The 19905-nt window shown below is 40.6% G+C and carries 13 protein-coding genes; all 13 read right to left on the bottom strand.

What is annotated here, in order from left to right; all coding sequences use genetic code 11:
- Positions 1-43 precede the first annotated feature (43 nt).
- A complete protein-coding gene (locus ACYVBM_RS05765) occupies positions 44-1210 on the bottom strand; it encodes a n-acyl-d-glucosamine 2-epimerase (protein ID WP_460684674.1) in 1167 nt (388 codons plus the stop codon).
- Positions 1211-1263: 53 nt separating this feature from the next.
- Positions 1264-2196, bottom strand: a complete 933-nt coding sequence (locus tag ACYVBM_RS05760) for a DUF4434 domain-containing protein (RefSeq protein WP_460684673.1) — start codon at positions 2194-2196, stop codon at positions 1264-1266.
- A complete protein-coding gene (locus ACYVBM_RS05755; protein WP_460684672.1) occupies positions 2197-2856 on the bottom strand; it encodes a GDSL-type esterase/lipase family protein in 660 nt (219 codons plus the stop codon).
- Between the two features lie 78 nt (positions 2857-2934).
- Entirely contained in the window at positions 2935-5073 is a 2139-nt protein-coding gene (locus ACYVBM_RS05750; RefSeq protein ID WP_460684671.1) for a glycoside hydrolase family 97 protein, read from the bottom strand.
- The gene (locus ACYVBM_RS05745; RefSeq protein WP_460684670.1) at positions 5039-6433 is read right to left on the bottom strand and encodes a DUF5009 domain-containing protein; all 1395 of its coding nucleotides are present in this window, start codon (positions 6431-6433) and stop codon (positions 5039-5041) included. Before ACYVBM_RS05745 ends, ACYVBM_RS05750 begins: the two co-directional genes overlap by 35 nt.
- A gap of 28 nt (positions 6434-6461) precedes the next feature.
- The gene (locus ACYVBM_RS05740) at positions 6462-7913 is read right to left on the bottom strand and encodes a sialate O-acetylesterase (protein WP_460684669.1); all 1452 of its coding nucleotides are present in this window, start codon (positions 7911-7913) and stop codon (positions 6462-6464) included.
- A 6-nt stretch (positions 7914-7919) separates the two neighbouring features.
- A complete protein-coding gene (locus tag ACYVBM_RS05735) occupies positions 7920-9362 on the bottom strand; it encodes a calcineurin-like phosphoesterase C-terminal domain-containing protein (protein ID WP_460684668.1) in 1443 nt (480 codons plus the stop codon).
- A gap of 20 nt (positions 9363-9382) precedes the next feature.
- Positions 9383-10780: an alpha amylase family protein gene (locus ACYVBM_RS05730; protein ID WP_460684667.1), complete on the bottom strand. Its 1398-nt coding sequence runs from the start codon at positions 10778-10780 to the stop codon at positions 9383-9385.
- 62 nt (positions 10781-10842) lie between these two features.
- On the bottom strand, positions 10843-11895 hold the full coding sequence (locus ACYVBM_RS05725; RefSeq protein ID WP_460684666.1) for a phosphodiester glycosidase family protein: 1053 nt from the start codon (positions 11893-11895) through the stop codon (positions 10843-10845).
- A 69-nt stretch (positions 11896-11964) separates the two neighbouring features.
- Positions 11965-13641, bottom strand: coding sequence for a DUF5018 domain-containing protein (locus tag ACYVBM_RS05720; protein WP_460684665.1), 1677 nt, complete (start codon positions 13639-13641; stop codon positions 11965-11967).
- A gap of 19 nt (positions 13642-13660) precedes the next feature.
- Complete coding sequence (locus ACYVBM_RS05715) at positions 13661-15295, bottom strand: RagB/SusD family nutrient uptake outer membrane protein (RefSeq protein ID WP_460684664.1); 1635 nt, start codon at positions 15293-15295, stop codon at positions 13661-13663.
- 78 nt (positions 15296-15373) lie between these two features.
- Positions 15374-18574, bottom strand: coding sequence for a SusC/RagA family TonB-linked outer membrane protein (locus tag ACYVBM_RS05710; RefSeq protein WP_460684663.1), 3201 nt, complete (start codon positions 18572-18574; stop codon positions 15374-15376).
- 139 nt (positions 18575-18713) lie between these two features.
- A complete protein-coding gene (locus ACYVBM_RS05705) occupies positions 18714-19886 on the bottom strand; it encodes a copper amine oxidase (protein ID WP_460684662.1) in 1173 nt (390 codons plus the stop codon).
- Positions 19887-19905 lie beyond the last annotated feature (19 nt).

The following is a 19905-nucleotide window of genomic DNA, read 5'->3' as shown; positions in this document are numbered from 1 at the left end:
ATATCTATTAATGTCGTGAATAATCAATAATTGAACACATGGTTCATGCTTCCACATCAACCGATTTTAATACAGAATAAACCTTAAATAATCCTCTCGGAACGTGAAAACAGCCCTTCCATTTTCCCCCTTTCAGGGTAAGCAGTGGCTCTCCCCGGCGATTTAAATAACCAAACCATTCGCCATATAATGGATCAGAAAATTTTGAGAATGTATAGCTATCCAGTTTTTTAAACCATTGACGGCAACGTTCTTCGCCGGTGTATGCAAAACCTTTTGCCATACAAACCAAAGCTTCAACGTGTACCCACCATAATTTTTGATCCCACTCTAATTGCTGAGGGGGCTTGTTTAAAATGTCTTTGAAATATAAAATACCATCGTATTCATTATCCCATCCAAACTCTAAAGCACGCAAGGCTATGTCAACACATCGCATCATTAATTTCTTGTCGGCCCTGCGTTCCGCAATATCCATCATAAACCACATGGCTTCGATTGTGTGGCCCGGGTTAACTAACCTACCTTCAAACGAATCAGAAAGAGTGCCGTCCTGGAATACACTTTCCATAATCAAACCAGATGATGGTTGATAAAAAACTTCCATAACCTCATGCACCACATTATCGATTAGGGCATCAACTGTTGCAGCGCCAACAATATGCTCCAGTTCAAGAGAGAGGTTGCTCAAAATCATCGGCAATGCAAAACCTTTTAAAGGTCTGGTTCCCGGATAGCTTTTATTATATGCACCCTTGGGATTGTTCTGTCGTTTAAGAATACGATTAAAAGTTTGATAAGCAACATCACCATACTCCTCTTCACCTGTAATTTTATACAGTGCCGCCAAACCCATACTGGCAAAGCAGTCAGAAAAAATATTATATGGCTGAATAAGTGGCCGCCCGCTTTTGTCCAACGAAAAATACCAGTCGCCGTTTTCATCACGTCCATGTTTCAACATAAATTTTGCACCGTGTATGGCCATTTCTTTCCATACTTCTTTAGCCTCTAATTCGGCATACAGCATAGCCATCGTCCAAACCTGTCTTCCCTGCAACCACATGAACTTATCGGTATCAAAAACCTTTCCCTCTCTGTCCAGGCAGGTAAAAAAACCTCCATTGCTTTTATCTAATGAATTTTTTTCCCAAAATGGCATTACATTTTGTAATAGCTCTTTTTTGTACTTCTCTCCGTAACTTTTCATTCTTTTACATTTATTTATCATTATTCTATTCGTACCAAATATCCGTTACCATATCACAAAGCAGTGATATACTCTTTGTACCTGTTATATAAGTGCCCTGCCTGTAAATAAGCCGACTGCGGGCTCATGAAATGTGAAAATTCAAACGTAATAGCCTTATCATAACCCGCCCTACGCGCGGCATCCAGTTTAAGCTTCAATTTTTCGAACTTAATTGGCAGGAATTTAACAGGCATATCTCTATCGAAGGATTCAGCATTGGTCCAGCATTGCATGCCATATTTATCAGCAAGTCGTTTATTTATCAAAAAAAAATCGTCCAGTTCACTGTAATCAATATGGCCATCCTGAAAGGCAACAGCATCCACCGCCTTATGTATCTCCTGGAATATTTCGTCCCACTCTCTTTCATGCTCTGCCAGAGATATAACGTCTTCTTTAGCCAGATCTGCAGATGCAGCCAGTACCGCTTTTTTACCATCTATCCACGGTGAGATAAAAGTTGATAACCCGTTGCTTACACCTTTACACTGTTCACCCAACAAGCGAAAAGCCTGTGCCGCGCCTTTAGTTTTACGGCTGATCTCCATACTTAAGTACCAGCCAGCAAAACTTGTATAGTGACCGTAGCTTTTCCATACCTCATCAATAACAAACCGGTTGGCATCAATTTCGTGTTGCATATTACCGGTATCCCAATACCGGCCGCTATCATACAACCCGAAATAAAACTTCATACCATACTTGTCAGATAATTGAAGGAACATTTCTACCAGGTCAACCGGAGGACGGTAACAGCCCAGATTATTTTGTAACCACTGTGATGGGTAAGTGATAAATTTCCGGTAACCACTTCTGATCATAATTACAGTGTCAATTCCAATGGCTTTCATATATTCGAAATCTTTTTCCCACTCTTTTTTACCCCAGTTCTGATGTGGGATATCGTGTGAAATTTCATCAATAAAAGTTCCTGTTATTTTCATTTATAGATACTTTTTGGATTTTAGGAAATTAACCCACCTGATATATGCTTCAGGTTTTAAATGCACTCCATCCATTGTAAATGCTGCTTTTAAAACACCTTTTTTATTTTGAAATAAAGGGCATATATTAATATATGTAACTTGTTGCTCACCTGCTAATTGTTTCAGCTTTTTATTAAACGCCGGAACTAACTTGTTACAACCTCTGGCGTATTCTTCTGTTAGGATCGCTTCATTAATAGGTAGCGCACTTTCTATATAAATCTTTGTTAGAGGCGATGCTGTCTTGATCTTTTTTATTATGAGACGATAATTGTTGATACTTATATCATAAGGTATTTTTTTAAACTGGTCGTTAATGCCATCCATCAAAAAAATAGCTTTAGGCTTTAACCGTAAAACCTCATCTATTCTCGCCAGGATGCCAAAAGAGTTATCACCTCCTATCCCTCTGTTAATAACCGGGAACACGCTACCCGCCAATAGCTGGTCCCACGGACCTCTTTCAGTAATACTATTGCCTAAAAACACGATAGCCTGTTCTTCAGGTTTCGTGTTTTTAAAATGTTCCATTCGTTGTTTGTAATACCAATTATCGTAGCTGCTATCAATTTGCTGGCCTATTACATAAAAGGGGAACATTATCAGTACTATCAACATCAACTTTATTTTGTAAGTCACCGTCATCGTATTTAGTTATTCATTTTTTAAAAGCCTTACCAAAAGCACCATAAAAAATTATTTTATTTCCGTAAGCCGTATAGCGAAACCACCGCCGGGAGCCATATCCAGCTTTAAAACAGAATGATTGGAAACTAATATGGTTTTACGCTTATAATCTTTTCCCACACGATCTGCGTTTATACCATCCATAAAAATCTCTGCCTCAAAATCTCCTTTCCTGAGAAAGGATAGCTCTATATCCAATGACTTTTTTTCCCAGTTGTTTAATCCTCCAATGTACCAGGTACCTTTTTTTTGCCGTGCAACAAGTATATGGTCGCCAATCTTTCCACTTATGGCCAGCGAGGTATCCCAAACGGTAGGAATTTTTGCAATGAAGTCAGTGCACGCTGGTTCTGCTTCGTAATTGCTGGGGCTGTCGCACAACATAACCAAGGGTGAATGAAATACTATATATGCTGCCAATTGCCTGCACCTCGTTCCCTGGCTCATTGCTTCTGAGCTTATGGCCCTGTAATTATCTTTAGTTGCATTACGCATGGCTCCCTGTGTATAATCAACCGGTCCTGCCACCATCCTGATAAAGGGAAAGATTACGTCATATGTAACCTGATCAACAGCAATATCTGACCATTTCATTTGTTCCATGCCATGTACACCTTCAAAATTCAAAACATTAGGATAGGTTCTTTGCAGCCCTGTAGGTTTATAAGAGCCATGAAAATCTACCAGCAATTTATATTTAGCGGCAGTGCTTGCTGCTCTGTAAAAAAAATCAACCATCAGTTGATCATCTCTATCCATAAAATCGATCTTAAATCCCTTTATTCCCATTTCAGAATAGAGTCTGCACACTTCCTCCATATCGCGTTCAAAAGCATAATACCCTGCCCATAGAATGATACCTACGTTTTTCTCATTTGCATATTTGATGAGTGCTTTTAAATCTATAGAAGGAACCACCTGTTTTAAATCGTATTGAAGATTAACGGACCACCCTTCGTCCAGCAGTACATATTCCAAACCACTTTTTGCTGCAAAATCTATATAATACTTATATGTATCATTATTGATACCAGTCCTGAAATCAACACCATGCAGATTCCAGGCGTTCCACCAGTCCCAGGCTACTTTACCGGGTTTTATCCATGATGGATCTTTAATTTTTGACGGTGTAGCCAGCTTGTAAACCATATCATTTTCCAACAGGTCCTGATCTTTGGCTGCAACTGCAAAAACTCTCCAGGGAAAGTTGCGAACCCCAGTAGATTGGGCAATATAATGTTCCCTTTCTTTTACTAAAAGCTGCAGTTGATTATAGCCACCCTGTTCAACTGTTTTAGGATATGGTGCAAATACTGCCGTTAGTTGATTATGGCCTTCTTTGTTTTGTAAATACATACCCGGGTAATTCTCAAGATCCGCTTCAGTAATCAATAGCTTTTTACCGGATTTAACCTCTGTCAGCAATGGCAAAAATGCCAGCCGGGCTGTATCCATTTCCGATACTTTAGAGCAGGTATAGGTATTTTCAAATGAGTTATGGAATTGCCGTTCCAATGTGAGCTCGCCAGTTGATTTTACATAAGGTATATAAGCTTTTGAACCATCAGCAAAACCAAAAACTCCAGTCTCATGTTTTACCAAAATTTCGCTGCTGAATGTAGTCGCAAAACGATAAGCAAGGCCTTCATCATACAACCTGAAAGTAAGGTTCCAATTTCCTTTGAAGAATAATGTAAGTTCGTTATAATGATCAATTAATGCTGCTTTTTTATAAAAAGGACTATTAATAATATGATGAACATTATTTAGCTTCTTACTTGCTATAATTTTCGGAAGTGTAGTCCCTCCTGCATTATTAGCAAAAACTTCTATACCTATTTGCGATGGCTTTAATAAAGTGTCGCTTTCGTGTATCAGTTGAAGTGATAACTTACCGTGTGTGTCTATTACAGCTTTCAATTTACCATCAGGAGAAAGTAATGTAAAAATTGCCGGTGATTGTTTCACTTGTGCACGGACATTTGTAGTCCATCTTAACAATAAAACTACTATCATTAAAGCACTTGCTACTTTTATATTCAATCTTAACATCGTTCTATTATATTTTACCAGCAAATTGCCAGGCTGATAATTTCTTATCACTTCGATGAGCTCAGGATCGCCAAAACCACTTACGATCTGTTGCATACACGGTAACTATAATCATCAACAGCAAATAAACCACTGTCTGAATTAAACCTAAAAAAGGATGCTTATCTGCCAGTATACCCAACAATGGACGCACATGCAATAGCTCTAACAAGGGAGCAATGAAAAAAGCAATAGCACAATATGCCAGCATTGGGTTTTGGCCTGTTTTGACAATTGAAGAGATAATAACTGACCGTGCGTAACGTTTTGTCAGGTAATCGCAAACAATATAAAATATGAAAGCCAATCCGCCGGATAAAAACCAGTAACTAAACGACGATGGATCTTTTTTGATTCCACCTTGCCAGGGTTCAAAGCATAATCCAATACTGGCAAGCGCATAGCCCCACACAAATAATTTTTTATAAAAAGCAACCTGTTGCTGCCGGCACTTCCTGAAGTTGATAAAAAACAATATTCCTATCAGAAAATGGCCACAAACGTTTATATTTAACCATCGTAAATAAAGCGTAACAACATGAAATACTAATACGATAAAACAGCCCAGAGCGAACCAGCGAACAGTTTTTTCCTCAGTACCTTCGGAGTTTGCGGTTGCTTCACGGTGCTTTAGCAGCAGATCGCCCAGAACAGAGCCAGGTAGTACGATGCAGAGATATTGTAAATATGAAAAATTATATATCCACTTCCAGTTTTGCCCAAGCTTAGAGAACGCCTCAGTCCACCCTCCGGCAACATCTTTTGTTAACCACAATCCGCATACTGCTGCCATAACAGCAATTCTTGCCAATATGCTTTTTGCGGTAAGCAACCAAATTACAGATCCCCACACTGCCATATTTGCAAGAATGAGTATAATAATGTCACTATGGAATATATCGAAGTGCTTACCCATCAAACTGCTGTGGTAGTAAATAAGGATTGATATAATAAGAAAACCGGCCATCTGAATACCATAACGCCTTACAGGTGTTCCCCGGAAACGTAAAAAGATAAGGAAGTAAGCAAAAAACGTTAGCAGTGCTGTTAGTGCCCTCAGCCATGATGCTCCATTCAGATTAACGGGGTTCAAAAAAGCCAGTGTTATTGCAAAAAAAACTAATAAAATTCCCCTTTTCAGTAACCCGAAGATGATGGTACGATAACTTTTGTCTGTCATTTTTTTTGTAAGCGCCAACGGGAAGGCAGCACCCATGGCAAAAAGGAAAAAAGGGAAAACAAGATCCACCCAGGTAATCCCGGGAATGGATGGATTGAATTTAAAATCAGGAGGACCTACCTGCGCATGATACATCCATGCAGGGAACCTGTCACTCCATGGGAATACAGCAGATAACACCATACCAATAATGGCGAAGCCCCTAAACAGATCTATACTATAATTTCTTTTCATCATTCAATTTTAGTATGTGTCATCTGCCAGCTCATTTATCTTTAACACGGCTTGTTAAAGTATACAAAAAGGGCGCTGCCGGAAAGCCGTAATTATTTGTAAGATTGCCGGTCTTATAATTACTAAAGCAATAACGCACCTTATAAGGTTGTATTATACTATCGTTCCAGACTTTGACCATGGGGGTCGCATTCAATATAACGGCATTAGCCGGTAAAAAAATGCCATCAGCGCCGGCAATTTCAAAACCAGTAATTGCTTCATTTTCAGGGTTAAGGCCATGATCTCCATATTTAAAAGTCATCTCTACAAAATGATCCTTCATTACAGCCGATTGAATGACCGGTCCGGTCGGATAAAATCCCTTGAGGCCGTATGTATCTGACAACGCCCAAAAAGCCAGTCGCTCACCTACTTCTCTTTTACGCGGAGGGTGAATAAAAACTTCATCTCCCAAGTCCCCTGTATGAACCATTCCCACATGCTCCAGTTCCTGAGAAAGCTCTAGTTGAACCTGCCTGAAATACGCCCAGTCCAGCGAATCGTTACCCACTGACTTCCACGGCACTAACTGAACATAATAAAAAGGCATTTTCTCATGGCGGAATAAATTCCTGTAGCCCTTAAGCATTTCCGGGAATAGCTTTTTATAAAGTTGGGGATCCGGTGTATTAGCCTCTCCCTGGTACCACAACATGCCTTTTATTGCAAAGCCTTTCCATGGATGTACCATGGCATTATACAGCAAAGTTGGTGTTCCTGCTGCCCACCCAAACTCCTTTTGCTGAAGATCGGGTAACGCTATTCCGGGAAAAGCGGATAACATTTCTTTGCTCATCCATGCTTCTATTTTAGACATACTCCATGAACAGTTAATTACACCTATAGGAACATCATCTATAATTTGATTTAATTTGTTGGCAAAGAAATAAGCCACGGCACTGAATGCTGCAACATTTCCAGGATCAGCAGTTGTCCACCGACCATCTATTCCATCAGATAAAGGTTTGATGCTCCAGGCATTTTTCACTGTGAACAAACGGAGCAGCCGGTTAGATTTTGCTTCGGTTATTGCATCCAGAGAACCGTACACAGGTTGCCCCCTGAAGCCTTTTACCGGCATTTCCATATTAGACTGACCGGAGCAAAACCAAATATCGCCAATTAAAATATTGGTAAGATATAATGGTTCTCCATCATCAAAACAAATCGTATAGCTATTTTTAGACGCTCCGGGCGTCTTAATTCTCAGCTCAAAGTTTCCTTCCTTGTCAGTATAAGCTATTTCTTTTTTTGTGAGATTCCACGACCCAGAAAAATAAAGCCTGGCGGAGGCCCGGGCTGTTCCGGTAACAAGCACTTCACTGTTTTGTTGCAGCACCATATTACTGCTCCAAATAGACGTCAACCTGACCTTTGCTGCCGCATCAATGTTTAATAATAAAAATAAAATATATGCAATGAAGACTAATCTTTTGCTCATATTGTTCTATTTTCTTCTTTTTAACTGTTCTGTATATACCCTGCCAAAACGATCCGTTACTTTTACCTGAATTGAAGCATTACTGTCTTTCACTTTGGCCCTGAACAGATGTTCGGTTTCAACCGGGCTAATCCAGTCATATTTCATCTTTTCCTTATCCGAACATAATTCAAATGCCAGTGGATCATATCCTTTGTATCTTTCCATATCACCCATCAGCTTACTATTCTCAAACCATTCCACTTTCCATTTATCATCATAATTCCAAACGTTAGCTATCAGCTCAGGCACCCCTGCTTTTTCTTCGTAATAAATGCGTAACTGGTGGTCTTTACCAAAACCCGCACTCTTGTAATACCACCTGACCGAATCATCATTTACTTCATATACCGCATAACCACGAGGCGTTCCATCTAAACAAACCGGAGCTTTCCACCAGGTACCACAAACAGCCGCTGTATTGTGTTCAAATAAATTATCATTGTAAACAATATTTAAGTTATAATGCATGTGCCCTGAAAGAATATGTGTCTGGTATCCCTCCAAAGTTTTATGTAGTGCAACAGCATTTACGGTTTGATCTGCTATAGTGGTATAATTATAACTGAATGGCTGCGTTTTCTGCTGAAGTTGGGATGGAATGTGCATCATCAAAAAAACAATACTTCCTTTTGGAACAAAAGCAAGATCCTGCTCTAGCCAACGAAAGGTTTTTTCATCAACGTAGCCCATGTAAAAATAATCCCGGCCTACATAAAAATTATTATTTATAACAATATAATGCGCTTTCCCTTTATTGAAAGAATATACAGCTGGGCCAAAATAGTTATTAAATGTACGTTCAGACGTTTCAAAACTCCTTCCCCAATAAGCCATGTCGTGATTACCGATAACACGATAAAAGGGAATATTCAGTGGTGACATTGAGGAAATATATTCCGGGAACAAATTCGGCATATCTCCTACCATATCGCCCAGGTCAACTCCAAATATATCCTGGTTCTTATAGATCGTAAGATGTTCCTTCATGTCGCGGACTACTTCATTACGATAAGTTGCCAAATCCTTCTGCTCTGTAACCTGTACATCTGCTTGTGCGAAAAAAACATGTTTTCTGTCATCTGCCGGATTTAACATCAGCTTAAAATCATACACGTTCTTGTTTGTAGCTAATTCCTGATAAAAGCAAGGGATAGTAGATTTCTGTTCAACTATATATCCTGATGGTACCGATATCTGAACAAAAGCCTCATCAGAATTCGGATAAAGCATATACTCACCCATCCTGTCCGTTTTTGTTACTGAAACCCCGCTACTTACTACAACCCCTTCAATACCTTTCCCGTTACATGTTACGCGACCTTTTACAGAACGTAATGTTATTACCGGATGCGCGTCAGCGTACAAGCCCAGCATCAATAAAAGAGCAATTAAAATACGGTATCCCATAATATCTAAACGTTACTTTACTATTTCGCCAGATAGGCATCAACGCCTTTCTTTATAGCGTTCCAATAATCATATTTTTTTACGTGAACCAGATCAAAAATGAAATAGCCGTCACATGCATTGATGGCTGCATCAACGGTTTGAGAAACCTGGGATTGTTTGCCACCTCCCGTCCAACCAGTGCCATTGCCCACATCAGGTCCGCCGGCTACTATTCCATCTTTACCAATCATATCTTTTGCCCGTTTACAAAAACCTTCAACGCTCCACTCGCCGCTTCCGTAAATACTACTTGTAGACGCGTAGGCACCAATCAGTGTAATATCCATGAGGTCAGCATATCCATAGTTTTTATAATCAGCATTTGCCCATGCCGGATAGAACTGCCCTGTATTATACGTTGGGCTGGCCCAGTTTACACCTACGTCATAGTAGGTAGAATACCATCCTCCTACGTATACGCCAAAATCTATTTTATTGTTAACTGATTTTACTTTCGCTCTTGCCTTTTCCATAAATCCGCGTATGGTTTTTGCCCTAAAAGCCATCCACTGTTTAAAGTATTTGGGCATAGAAGACGGTAAGGGATAATAATTCGTTCCGGGTACAATAACATCGTTAGGGAAATTAGGAACCGATTCGCCAATATATGTTTCGAACAAGGTTCTTGTAAGTGGTGAAAAGTCTGCCTGAAAATCATTAAATCTCGCCCGATCAAGTATAATACCATCCACATTATACTTTGCAAGATCACCCAATATATTTAATAAGAACTGTTGAACACCTTCGTGGTTGGGATTAAGGAACTTTGTTCCATAGGCATTGTCGGGATCAATGATTGAACTAACGTCCATAGTATTGGTTAATCCCGAAGCCAAGTTAAGAGTAGTTCCCCAGTCTTTTTTTGAATTATCCCGAAACAGCAAGCCCTGCTGTCCCAGACCGTAAGAATATTTATTGCCGGCAACGAATGTGTTAATGGCAGCATACACTTTCAGGCCTGCAGCATGACCCGCATCTATAAAGGCCTGCAGATAGTCCCAGGTTTCAGTTCGTTCATAAAAAGTGTATCCCGCCTCACTCCAATAGTCCAGCTTTTTAACCTGATCTGCATAAGAGGTTTGAAACAAAACATCTCCCATTGTCGGGCGAACATCCAGGACAAAGGCTGTCAGGCCCGCTTCTTTCATTCTTTTGACGTCCTGTTCAATTTTGGCTTTGTTATTAGCATAGTCGGGGAAATTGGCAGCAGCATCAATCCAAACGATTCTCGGTTTATCTTTTTTGGGGTCTGTTCCTCCAGAACCATCACCACCCCAGCCCCAATCCAGTTTTTTATCGTCCTTCTTACAGGAAGAAAAACAAAAGGCCGTTACGGCTAAAAAAAAGATGCCGAAAAAAAATTTTTTATGTTTCATCAGTTTGTTTTTATTTTATTCAGATACTATTCAAAAAGAACAATAATCGTGGAAACTATATTTTACTGAAGACTTAATGCCGTCAATACAGAACGTTGCCTGCCGTCGCTTGGCTTAATCGTTTCCATACCATTAACAAGCATACAACTTGATCCGCCACCGTCCAAATTAAGCGCATCAATACAACCTATTTTTTTTAACACATCAGCCACATTACCGGTGGTTAATCCAGCAACACCAGATGTCATCTGCCGCCCTTCACAGACAAAAAATATCAACTTTCTGTCTGCTGTTATACCAATTGCAGTTCGGGGCTGATCTGTTGCCCCTGAAACATCCAGCAGTTCTTCTATATAAGTGTTTTTAACCACACCTTCTTTCAACAGAACAGATACCCCTCCAATTGCCGTTTTTGCCTGAAACACTTTTGCAGTTACAGGAAAAGTAGCGCCAGGAACTTGCAGCGGTTCTTTTGTCATATCATTTTTAGCGGGTTCAGTATATGAGTAATTTATTCCTGCGTTGGTATAATAAGTCCAGGAAGTTTGAAAAGAGCCATCATCTGACTGGCTAAAAACGCCTAGTGTAGGATACCAGATTGTGATCCAATCTTCAGAATAATAATTTTGATTGGGAGCCAGCATCTCTCCATTACGAAATACCAGGCTTTGCGAGTAATAAAATTTATTAGCACCAAAGAAAAGCCCTGCATTGATAATAACAGGTGCATTTTTTTTCGCATAAAACTGTGCAGGAGTATTAAGGGCGCCGGCACCAAAGCCATTAGCAGTTGCTGAATGAGCTATATCACCCAATACATCCCATTTACCTTTGCTCATGTCTGCTACCGCTATGTAAGCTATGGCCTTTTTTCCCGACAAACTATCCGGGGACCTGTATACATTAATATAACCGGGTAATGTTCCAAAACGGCCCGCCTGGTTTATCCAACCTAAGCTTACTATTGAAGGATTCGGATCTTTCGAGCCGGAACCGCTGCCATTATGTTCCGGCCAACTCCACTCCGGTATGCGGCCCCCTTCCTTTTTGCAGGAAGAACATGTAATTAATATTAGAAACACATATAGCACAATCCCGGTTCTGCTCATAGCCATTATAAAATAGATTAAAAGATGGTGGAGCTTTTTATTCTCCTTTTCTCCACCATCTTTACTGAATAATAATTAATTGATATCTACACAATCAAACTCATAACACGCGAAGTTGCCCACACTGAAATCGATTGTAAATACCTGCATTTTATATCCGTCTGAGGTAGGAGCTATTAATAAATCCCCGGAAGCAGCTACAATTGTTCCCAGTTGACCATAACTGGCCGAGTATACCAGGGCGTTAGTAGCATTCACATTCCCGGAGAAATTGCCCATTGAAGACACATCGTATAAATACAGCTCAGAGTTGATACCCCAGTTCGGGAAATGACTTGGACAATACAATGCAAGGTATTTGGCATTATTAAACTCTTTGGCATCTGTCAAATTATTATTAATACCCCATGCATTACCTGTTGTTTGTGCACCCAGGGATAATGACACAGAACCGTTTTTACCAAGATGGTAAAGGTTGTCATTTCCACTATCATAAAAAGCAATGAATGACCCATCATTGGCATCATTTGATCTGGATGACATTTTGCCACCATTTATACCTTCACCCCAGTAAGGGATACCTGTTGCTTCAACCACCTCCGCGCTGCCAACTACTCCTCCAACAACGCTCCAGCGAACAAATGATTTTGACCCGGATACGCTGGTGCCCTGACAAGTAGCAATGATAACAGCTTTGTCATTCAGGTTCCCATTAACCGATATTCTGCTTCCTACAGGAAAGCCAGATGTATTGGTCCAGGTTATAAAAGGAACCGGCGTGCCCGTCATAGAGGCAGACTTGTAAATATTAACGGTTCCACCAACACCCGCCTGATCTATCAACAAAATATTACCCCTGTCATCGCTGGTAATTGCTCCATCACCTTTCGCACTGCCTAATGTCATTACTCCTGTATATTTACCGGTACTCCTGTTGTAATATTTAGGGGCCGATCCATCTCCTAAAGAAACAGCTATAAAATTTCCGGACGCAGCTAAACTGGGCTTAGAACTATTGCTGTATCCCAAATCATCTAACTTCAGGTTGAAATTTTGGTTTTGAGATCCTGCCCTGAAACCGTAAGAAATTTTAGGTGGTGCCGTTTTCTTAATTTGGTAAACTGTTTTGGCGATACCATCGTGCGCTAAAACGGTAACAGATGTGGGGTTATTTAAATTTATACCCTTTAATGATTCAACAACACTGGCATGTGGAGACACTGAAACCTCAACATCAACGCTCGATAAATCTTCCACAGTAATAAGCGATACAGTTTTTGTATTCTGGTCGATCAAGCCTGTTATGCCCAAAGCCTCTATAGAAAAAAAGGTCAGTGCAGATTTGTTTGATTTGGTGCGTGCTCCTGATATTGTAATATGCCGTACAGTTCCATCAGCTTCGGTTAATGTATACGAATTCTCTCTGGTAAGGTCTACAATGCCCAACGATGGCGAGAGAGTGACATTATTTGCCAAAGCCGCCTCCAACTTCATTTCCTTCATATACAGATCTGTTCCATCAGAACCGGATTCGGGAAAAAACCAGGGTACTGGAATTACAATTTTATCGCCTGCATCAGCAGGAATAACATATCGTATCGCTTCCTGCCCTGTGTACGGGCCAGAAACGAACTTCGCTGTTATGCTGCTGATGGAAGCAGCAACACCCGGATCGGGAACTAGAACAGCTTTTTGACAAGAGCCTAATATGGCGGTTATCGCAATGAGTATAAGATATAAATTCTTTTTCATAACGCTTTGTTCATAAAGATTAATTCCATTCAGGAAATTGGTTAATGGAAACATTATTAGTAATTTCTGATACGGGTAAAGGGAACCGGTACATTTTTTCCGGGAAATTGCGATCTTGTTTATCACAGTCTACGTAAGTGTATACAAACTGACCGCTTCCATTTTTTTCTATCTTTATTCCGTGTACTCTGTTACCGGTAAATGCAGTATGGGCCAGCCCCCAGCGTCGCATATCCCAATAATACTGACCTTCATATGCTAATTCAACTTTCCGTTCCTGTCTTATCTGAGCCATCAGAGCATCGCCCGATCTATCAACATAGGGTAATCCTACACGCGCTCTTATTTTTCTGACTGCTTCATTAGCCAGTGCTGCCGAACCATTTTGATAGCATGCTTCAGCATAATTTAAAAGAACTTCCCCTAAACGCAGCGCCACCCAGGGCTGGATAGAATTATCTGTATTCAGATCTAACGTCTCATCTAACAACTTACGCAAAAAATATCCTGTAACCGTTCTGCCTGCGGGTACCGCATCTTCCTTCCAGGTAGCATACCCGTCTTTTCCCCCAACATATGCCTGTATACTTCTGCCTTTCCAGCTTGCTCCGTTATATAATACAGATGCCTGAAAGCGGGGTTCGAGTTGAGTATATGGCGGGGTTTGGGTTGTACCGCTGGTAGTATGCCAAACAGACCAGTCAGGAAAGCCGCCTGTACCGGCTAATTCGTAAGACTCCACCATTTCCTGAGGAGGCGTGCCATATGCGCCACTGCCCTCTTTATCTCCTCCAGGCGCATAAAAGGCATCGAAACCATGGGTAAACACACGCCTGTCAAAACTGTATTGAATAATGGCTTCTGAATTACCATCTTTAAAAGCATCTGAGTAATTAGCTGTAAGCGAATAACCCATTTTTATTACCTCTTCAGCGGCTTTTTGTGCTGAGGGCCAACGTTTAGCATATAACATTGCACGGGACATAAAACCATAAGCTGCACCACTTGTCAGCCTTCCCTTTGCATTCTTAGAAACCGGCAGGTTTTTACCGGCAAAAAGCAAGTCGTTTTCTACAAAATCCCAACCCACATTTTCGGCGCTTAACGAAGCATTTTTAGAAATTTTCGTCAAATCTTCGTCGTAAATAATTACTTCCTTGTAACGTTTAAGAAGATCAAAATAAAGAAATGCACGGAAGAAACGCAGCTCAGCTTCCAGGCGTATTGCTTCGGTATTGGGTAAAGCGGTTCCGTACTTTTTTAAATTGCTCAAGGCTTCATTTACCCGGCGAATTTTATCGTATACAGTAGACCATGTCCCCATGTAAACGGCCACATAATTGGCCGTTAAAACGGATCCGCCATATGCCAGTTCATTCGGTATGTACATGTAGGCATTGTAAGTCATTGAAGAGTACTTTAGCATATCTGTGAACCCTTCTGTCATTCCGGCCGATGATTGGCCGGAATTAAAACTTCCAAAGTAATTGATATCGTGATAGAAGTTATTCACAGCAAGATCGGCATACTCAACTTTGCTCCAAACAAGCTTGTCGGAAGCAGAATCTGTGGGAGTAAGGTCTAAAAATTTCTTACAGGATGAAAGTCCTGACAAAAGACCCAGCACCATTATATTTATAATAAATCTTTTCATTCGTTTATTTTTTGCTACCGTCCAGAGGTAATCTGGGGGTATGTTCTCGGTGGTTTTGATTACTGAATTGTTTAACTTTTAAAAAGTTAAGGTTACACCTCCGGTAAAAATCTTTTGTTGTGGATAATAACCATTATTAACTCTTGGCGATTCAGGATCTATTCCTTCGGGTAAACCCGAAATAGTGAATATATTAGAGCCTTCTGCAAATACACGTAGGCGGTTAATTCCCAATCTCTTTGTCAACGCTTCAGGAAGGCTATACCCTATCTGCGCAGATTTCAGTCGAACATACTTTCCATCCCTGAACCAAAAGGTTGAAGCCAAACCATTATCACCGCCATGAGTAGTGGAACCAAGCGTTAAACGGGGAAATGTTCCGTTGGGATTATCAATACTGTAAGCATTCTCAACCAGGAAAAGAGGTGAGTTTGCACCTTCTTTAAAAGTTTGTGTCCAGATGGTGTTATCATCATAACCATTGTAATAAGTTCCGGTCATTGACACATCAAACAACGCCCCTCCCGTAAACTGAGCATTAAAATCGAACCCGTTCCAGGAAGCACCCAGATTAAGGCCGTACATTAATTCGGGCCTGTTAGGACGACCGATCAGGCCACGGTCCTGGTAATCAATTTTACCATCACCATTCAGATCTTTATATTTAATATCCCCAACATTAGGGCGGCTTCCATACCATGCAGCGTTATCTATTTCGCTTTCCGAACGGAATAATCCTTCGGCAACCCATCCCGAAATAATTCCAATTTTCTTACCACTTATTTTCTGGATCTCTGGTGCATTCGGGCTATCATTATACCGTACCCATCTGCTGGTTGCATAACTTATATTGGGCGTTACAGAATAATTAAAGGACTTGCCTCCCAGGCCAAAAGAGTTTTGATGCTTTAATGCCAGTTCAAATCCTTTCGAATCGGTTTTCCCAAAGTTTTCATAAGTAAAGTAGTAGCCTCCCATTGATGGCGGATAGCCGGAAGACATTGACATTAAAATATCAAAGGTATAAGTGTAAAATACATCAAATGCTCCGCTGAGTTTTCCTTTCCATAAACTAAAATCAAGCCCTGCATTGTAGGAAAGCGTTTTTTCCCAGGAGAGGTTTGGATTGGCAATAACGCTTGTATACATGGCATTATTTAAAGAACCATTTAGCGGCAACTGATTACCGAAAGAATAGGTGCTCAGGAAAGAATAAGCGCTTACGTTGTCGTTTCCTAAAAGCCCGGCTGAAGCCCTGATTTTTAAATCATCAAGCGATGAATAGTTTTGCAGAAAATGCTCTTTAGATATTCTCCATGCTAATGAAGCAGAAGGAAAGAATCCCCATCTTTTACCATCAACGTTTCCTGAAAACTTGTATGAACCATCGTATCTTCCGGTAATTTCAGCAATGTACTTTTCGGCGTAATCATATTTTGCACGGAACACATAGCCTATAGACCGGGTTCTGTTGCTCCATCCGCCAATTGGAGCGTTTGCAGGGGTACTTGTTCCTAATTCGGGTAGTTCAGGAAACATTACATTTCTTGCATAAGCCGAAAGACTGTTAGACTTATAATCTCTAAGCTCAGATAGCAATAAGGCGTCTACTGCATGTTTACCAAACTTTCTTTCATACGCAAGGCTGGTTTGGCTAACCAGTTGCTGAGCATTGGTTTGCCCCTCTCCAAGCGAATTGTAGGTTACACTTTTTGCATCCAGCATTTTTACAAACTGATGTTCTTTGGTACCATCCGGTAAGCTAACTGCATTTACATAATAATAAGTATCCAGGTTTTTATTTCTTGAGGTCCAGGCATCATAAGAACCATAAGCTTTTAATTTAAGTCCGGGAACCCATGGAACCTGGTAGGTTAGTCCTAAATTGGTTTGAAGATCAATTCCATTTGTCTTTTTATATCCTGATTCATATATCGCCGCTAATGGGCTGTTAGGAATTGCAGCATTATTTCTTGGAGGTACCCCGGTATACAGCTCATCATATTTTTCCGGCAAATAGGGATGCATTCCAATGGTTTGTTTTGCAATAGAAAACCATCCTAGTTCACCCAAATAAGAGTTTGCATCTGTTCCGCCTGCTGCATAACCTGGAGTTTGTTTGTTTGTTACAGCTCCTGAAACGCCCAGGTCAAATGTAATATTTCTTGCTACCTGCGCTGATAAGTTTGTTCTTAGGTTATAGCGCTTAAAACTGAAGTTATCAATATTACCTTTCTGATCCTGCATACCAAATGAAGCAAAGTATTTTACATTTTCTTTTGCTCCCTGAAGCGATAAGCTATGCCGGCTGTTTTGCCCCCTGCCAAATACTCTATCGATGTAATTAACATTATCCCAGCCATCAGTAGGGTCTCCGTTGGTCATCTTTTCTACGTCAGACTTGGAAAAGATAGGTGTATAATCATTCTTTCCGGAAACAATACCGTTAGCCATCTTATCCATCATATCTGCCATGTTGTAGTAATAGGCAAACTGGGGACCGTCCATAAAGCGTGGAAAATTTGCGTTCAAAGAAACACCTGCAGTACCGGTATAGGTAATGGTTGGCGAACTGCCGGATCCCTTTTTGGTTGTAATAATAATTACACCTCCCGCAGCCTGCAATCCATATACGGCGGCTGCCGCGCCATCTTTTAATACAGATATGTTCTCCACATCGTTGGGGTCAATGTCATTTATCGAGCGGGGTATACCATCGACAATATAGGTAACTCCCACTCTTGATCCACGGATGATAAGGCCAGCCTGATCACTACCCGGTTCTCCAGATTCCTGAATGGACGAAATGCCCGGCAACCTTCCTCCCAGCAAGCTGGACACATTTGTGGCAGGTGCTTTCAACAATTCACCACCTTTAAGAGTAGATACGGCTCCAGATAAACTCCCACGCTTTTGCGTGCCATACCCCACTACCACTACTTCATTTAGTGCAGCCACATCCCTCAACATTACAACATCAAGTACAGGCTTTTCTCCTACTGTAATTTCCTGAGGGATTAGACCAATGTAAGTGAAGAGCAATACATCATCCTTGTTCGCCTGAAGCTCAAATCCGCCCAAATCATTTGTAAGAGTACTTAAAGTAGCTCCTTTTAAAGTGATCGTTACACCAGATAGTGGCTTACCAGCCTCATCCCGCACTACTCCTTTCACGTTTTGTTGGGCAAATACGGTTGTACAGCACCCAATAACCAATGCAAGCGCCATTAACCAACGGCGTGTGCCCGAATAATTGATACATGAATTAAAACATAACATAATGTTGGGTTGAATATTTAAAAATGAGAGTTAACAATAAAAAATATCCTTTATGGAAATCAGCAAGAAAAATGATTGATGTAGATAACAATTGTAGATGATTTACATTGTTTCAACCTATTTCCCCTACCCGAAAAACCTACAAGTCAATAGGCACAAATATCAAGGGAGTAGGTAAACAAGATGCACCTGGCGGAGAATACGTAAAATTTATTTCCTGAATTTCCTTATCCGGGTCAGGTTTGTAAATGCCAATTAATATTGCTTCAGGCGCTCCCTTGGTAACTAACTGACGAGAGGGATATTGCAGCACTGTTTTTTTCATATCATTATCATATAGCTGCATGGTGAGCCCCATACCTCCACACCACTGACCATTATCGGATCTGGCGTTCCAGGTTATCAAAGCCAGGCCTTTGCCATCAGTACTTTTCCACTTTAACCTCGTATTATATAGCACACCGTAATTACCAACATTTTTCGCCTCGTCCCTCGAAGCTCCTATTGTACCCGCTATCCATGGATCATCCTCTCCATCTGCAACAATCAACTGAGAAACACCATCTTTTGTATCTATTATTCCCTTGTTTGCTATTTTGTAATTTGCCACAGGGAATACGCCTCTGCCGGCATTTACATGACTAAAAGGAATAATGGTGTCAATGGTTGCAAAAGCCCTGGGCCCTGATTTTTGCGGTGATGTTTGAAGCACACTTACCAATGCCGGCTGATCAATTACAAACTCATAAAACCCATGAACCAACTCATCATAGTTAACAATCTGTTTTTCTAACTTTTCATCTATTGCAATCACTTCGCCAGGCTTTATCGTACGCACATTCCTGGTTTCAACGGACTTAAAGTAATCTTCAAGTCCTTGCTTGCCAATTTGAAAATAATTGGTGCTTGGCTTTTGCGACGAATATTTCAACATCCTGATTTGCATATTTTCCCTGCCAAGGTTTTTAATAACTGCGGAAATTTTCCTCGGCATCTTTTGAGGAGTGGTTACGCCATTTACATTATATACATATAACCTTACCGAACCGGGTTGCACCTCCTCCTGCAAAGCAATTGCCTCAGGCAGGCGTATGTATTCAGGATCGTCTGATATGATAAACTGTGGGCTCGGCTGAATAACCTTTTGGTATTTTATTTTTTTAAAATCCTGATTTAAAAAACCATCCAGAATAACGATATCCCCCGGTTGTGCGTTAGTCAACTTTTTTGAAATCGCTTTGTAACTGTTTTGGGCAGTTGCACAAAGTGTTGAAACAGTTACTACAAAAAGTAATGAAAATAGTCTCACCATATTAAATAGTTAAGGGTTT

Source organism: Niabella aquatica (assembly GCF_054779315.1).
This window is presented reverse-complemented; position numbering and strand designations above follow the sequence as displayed.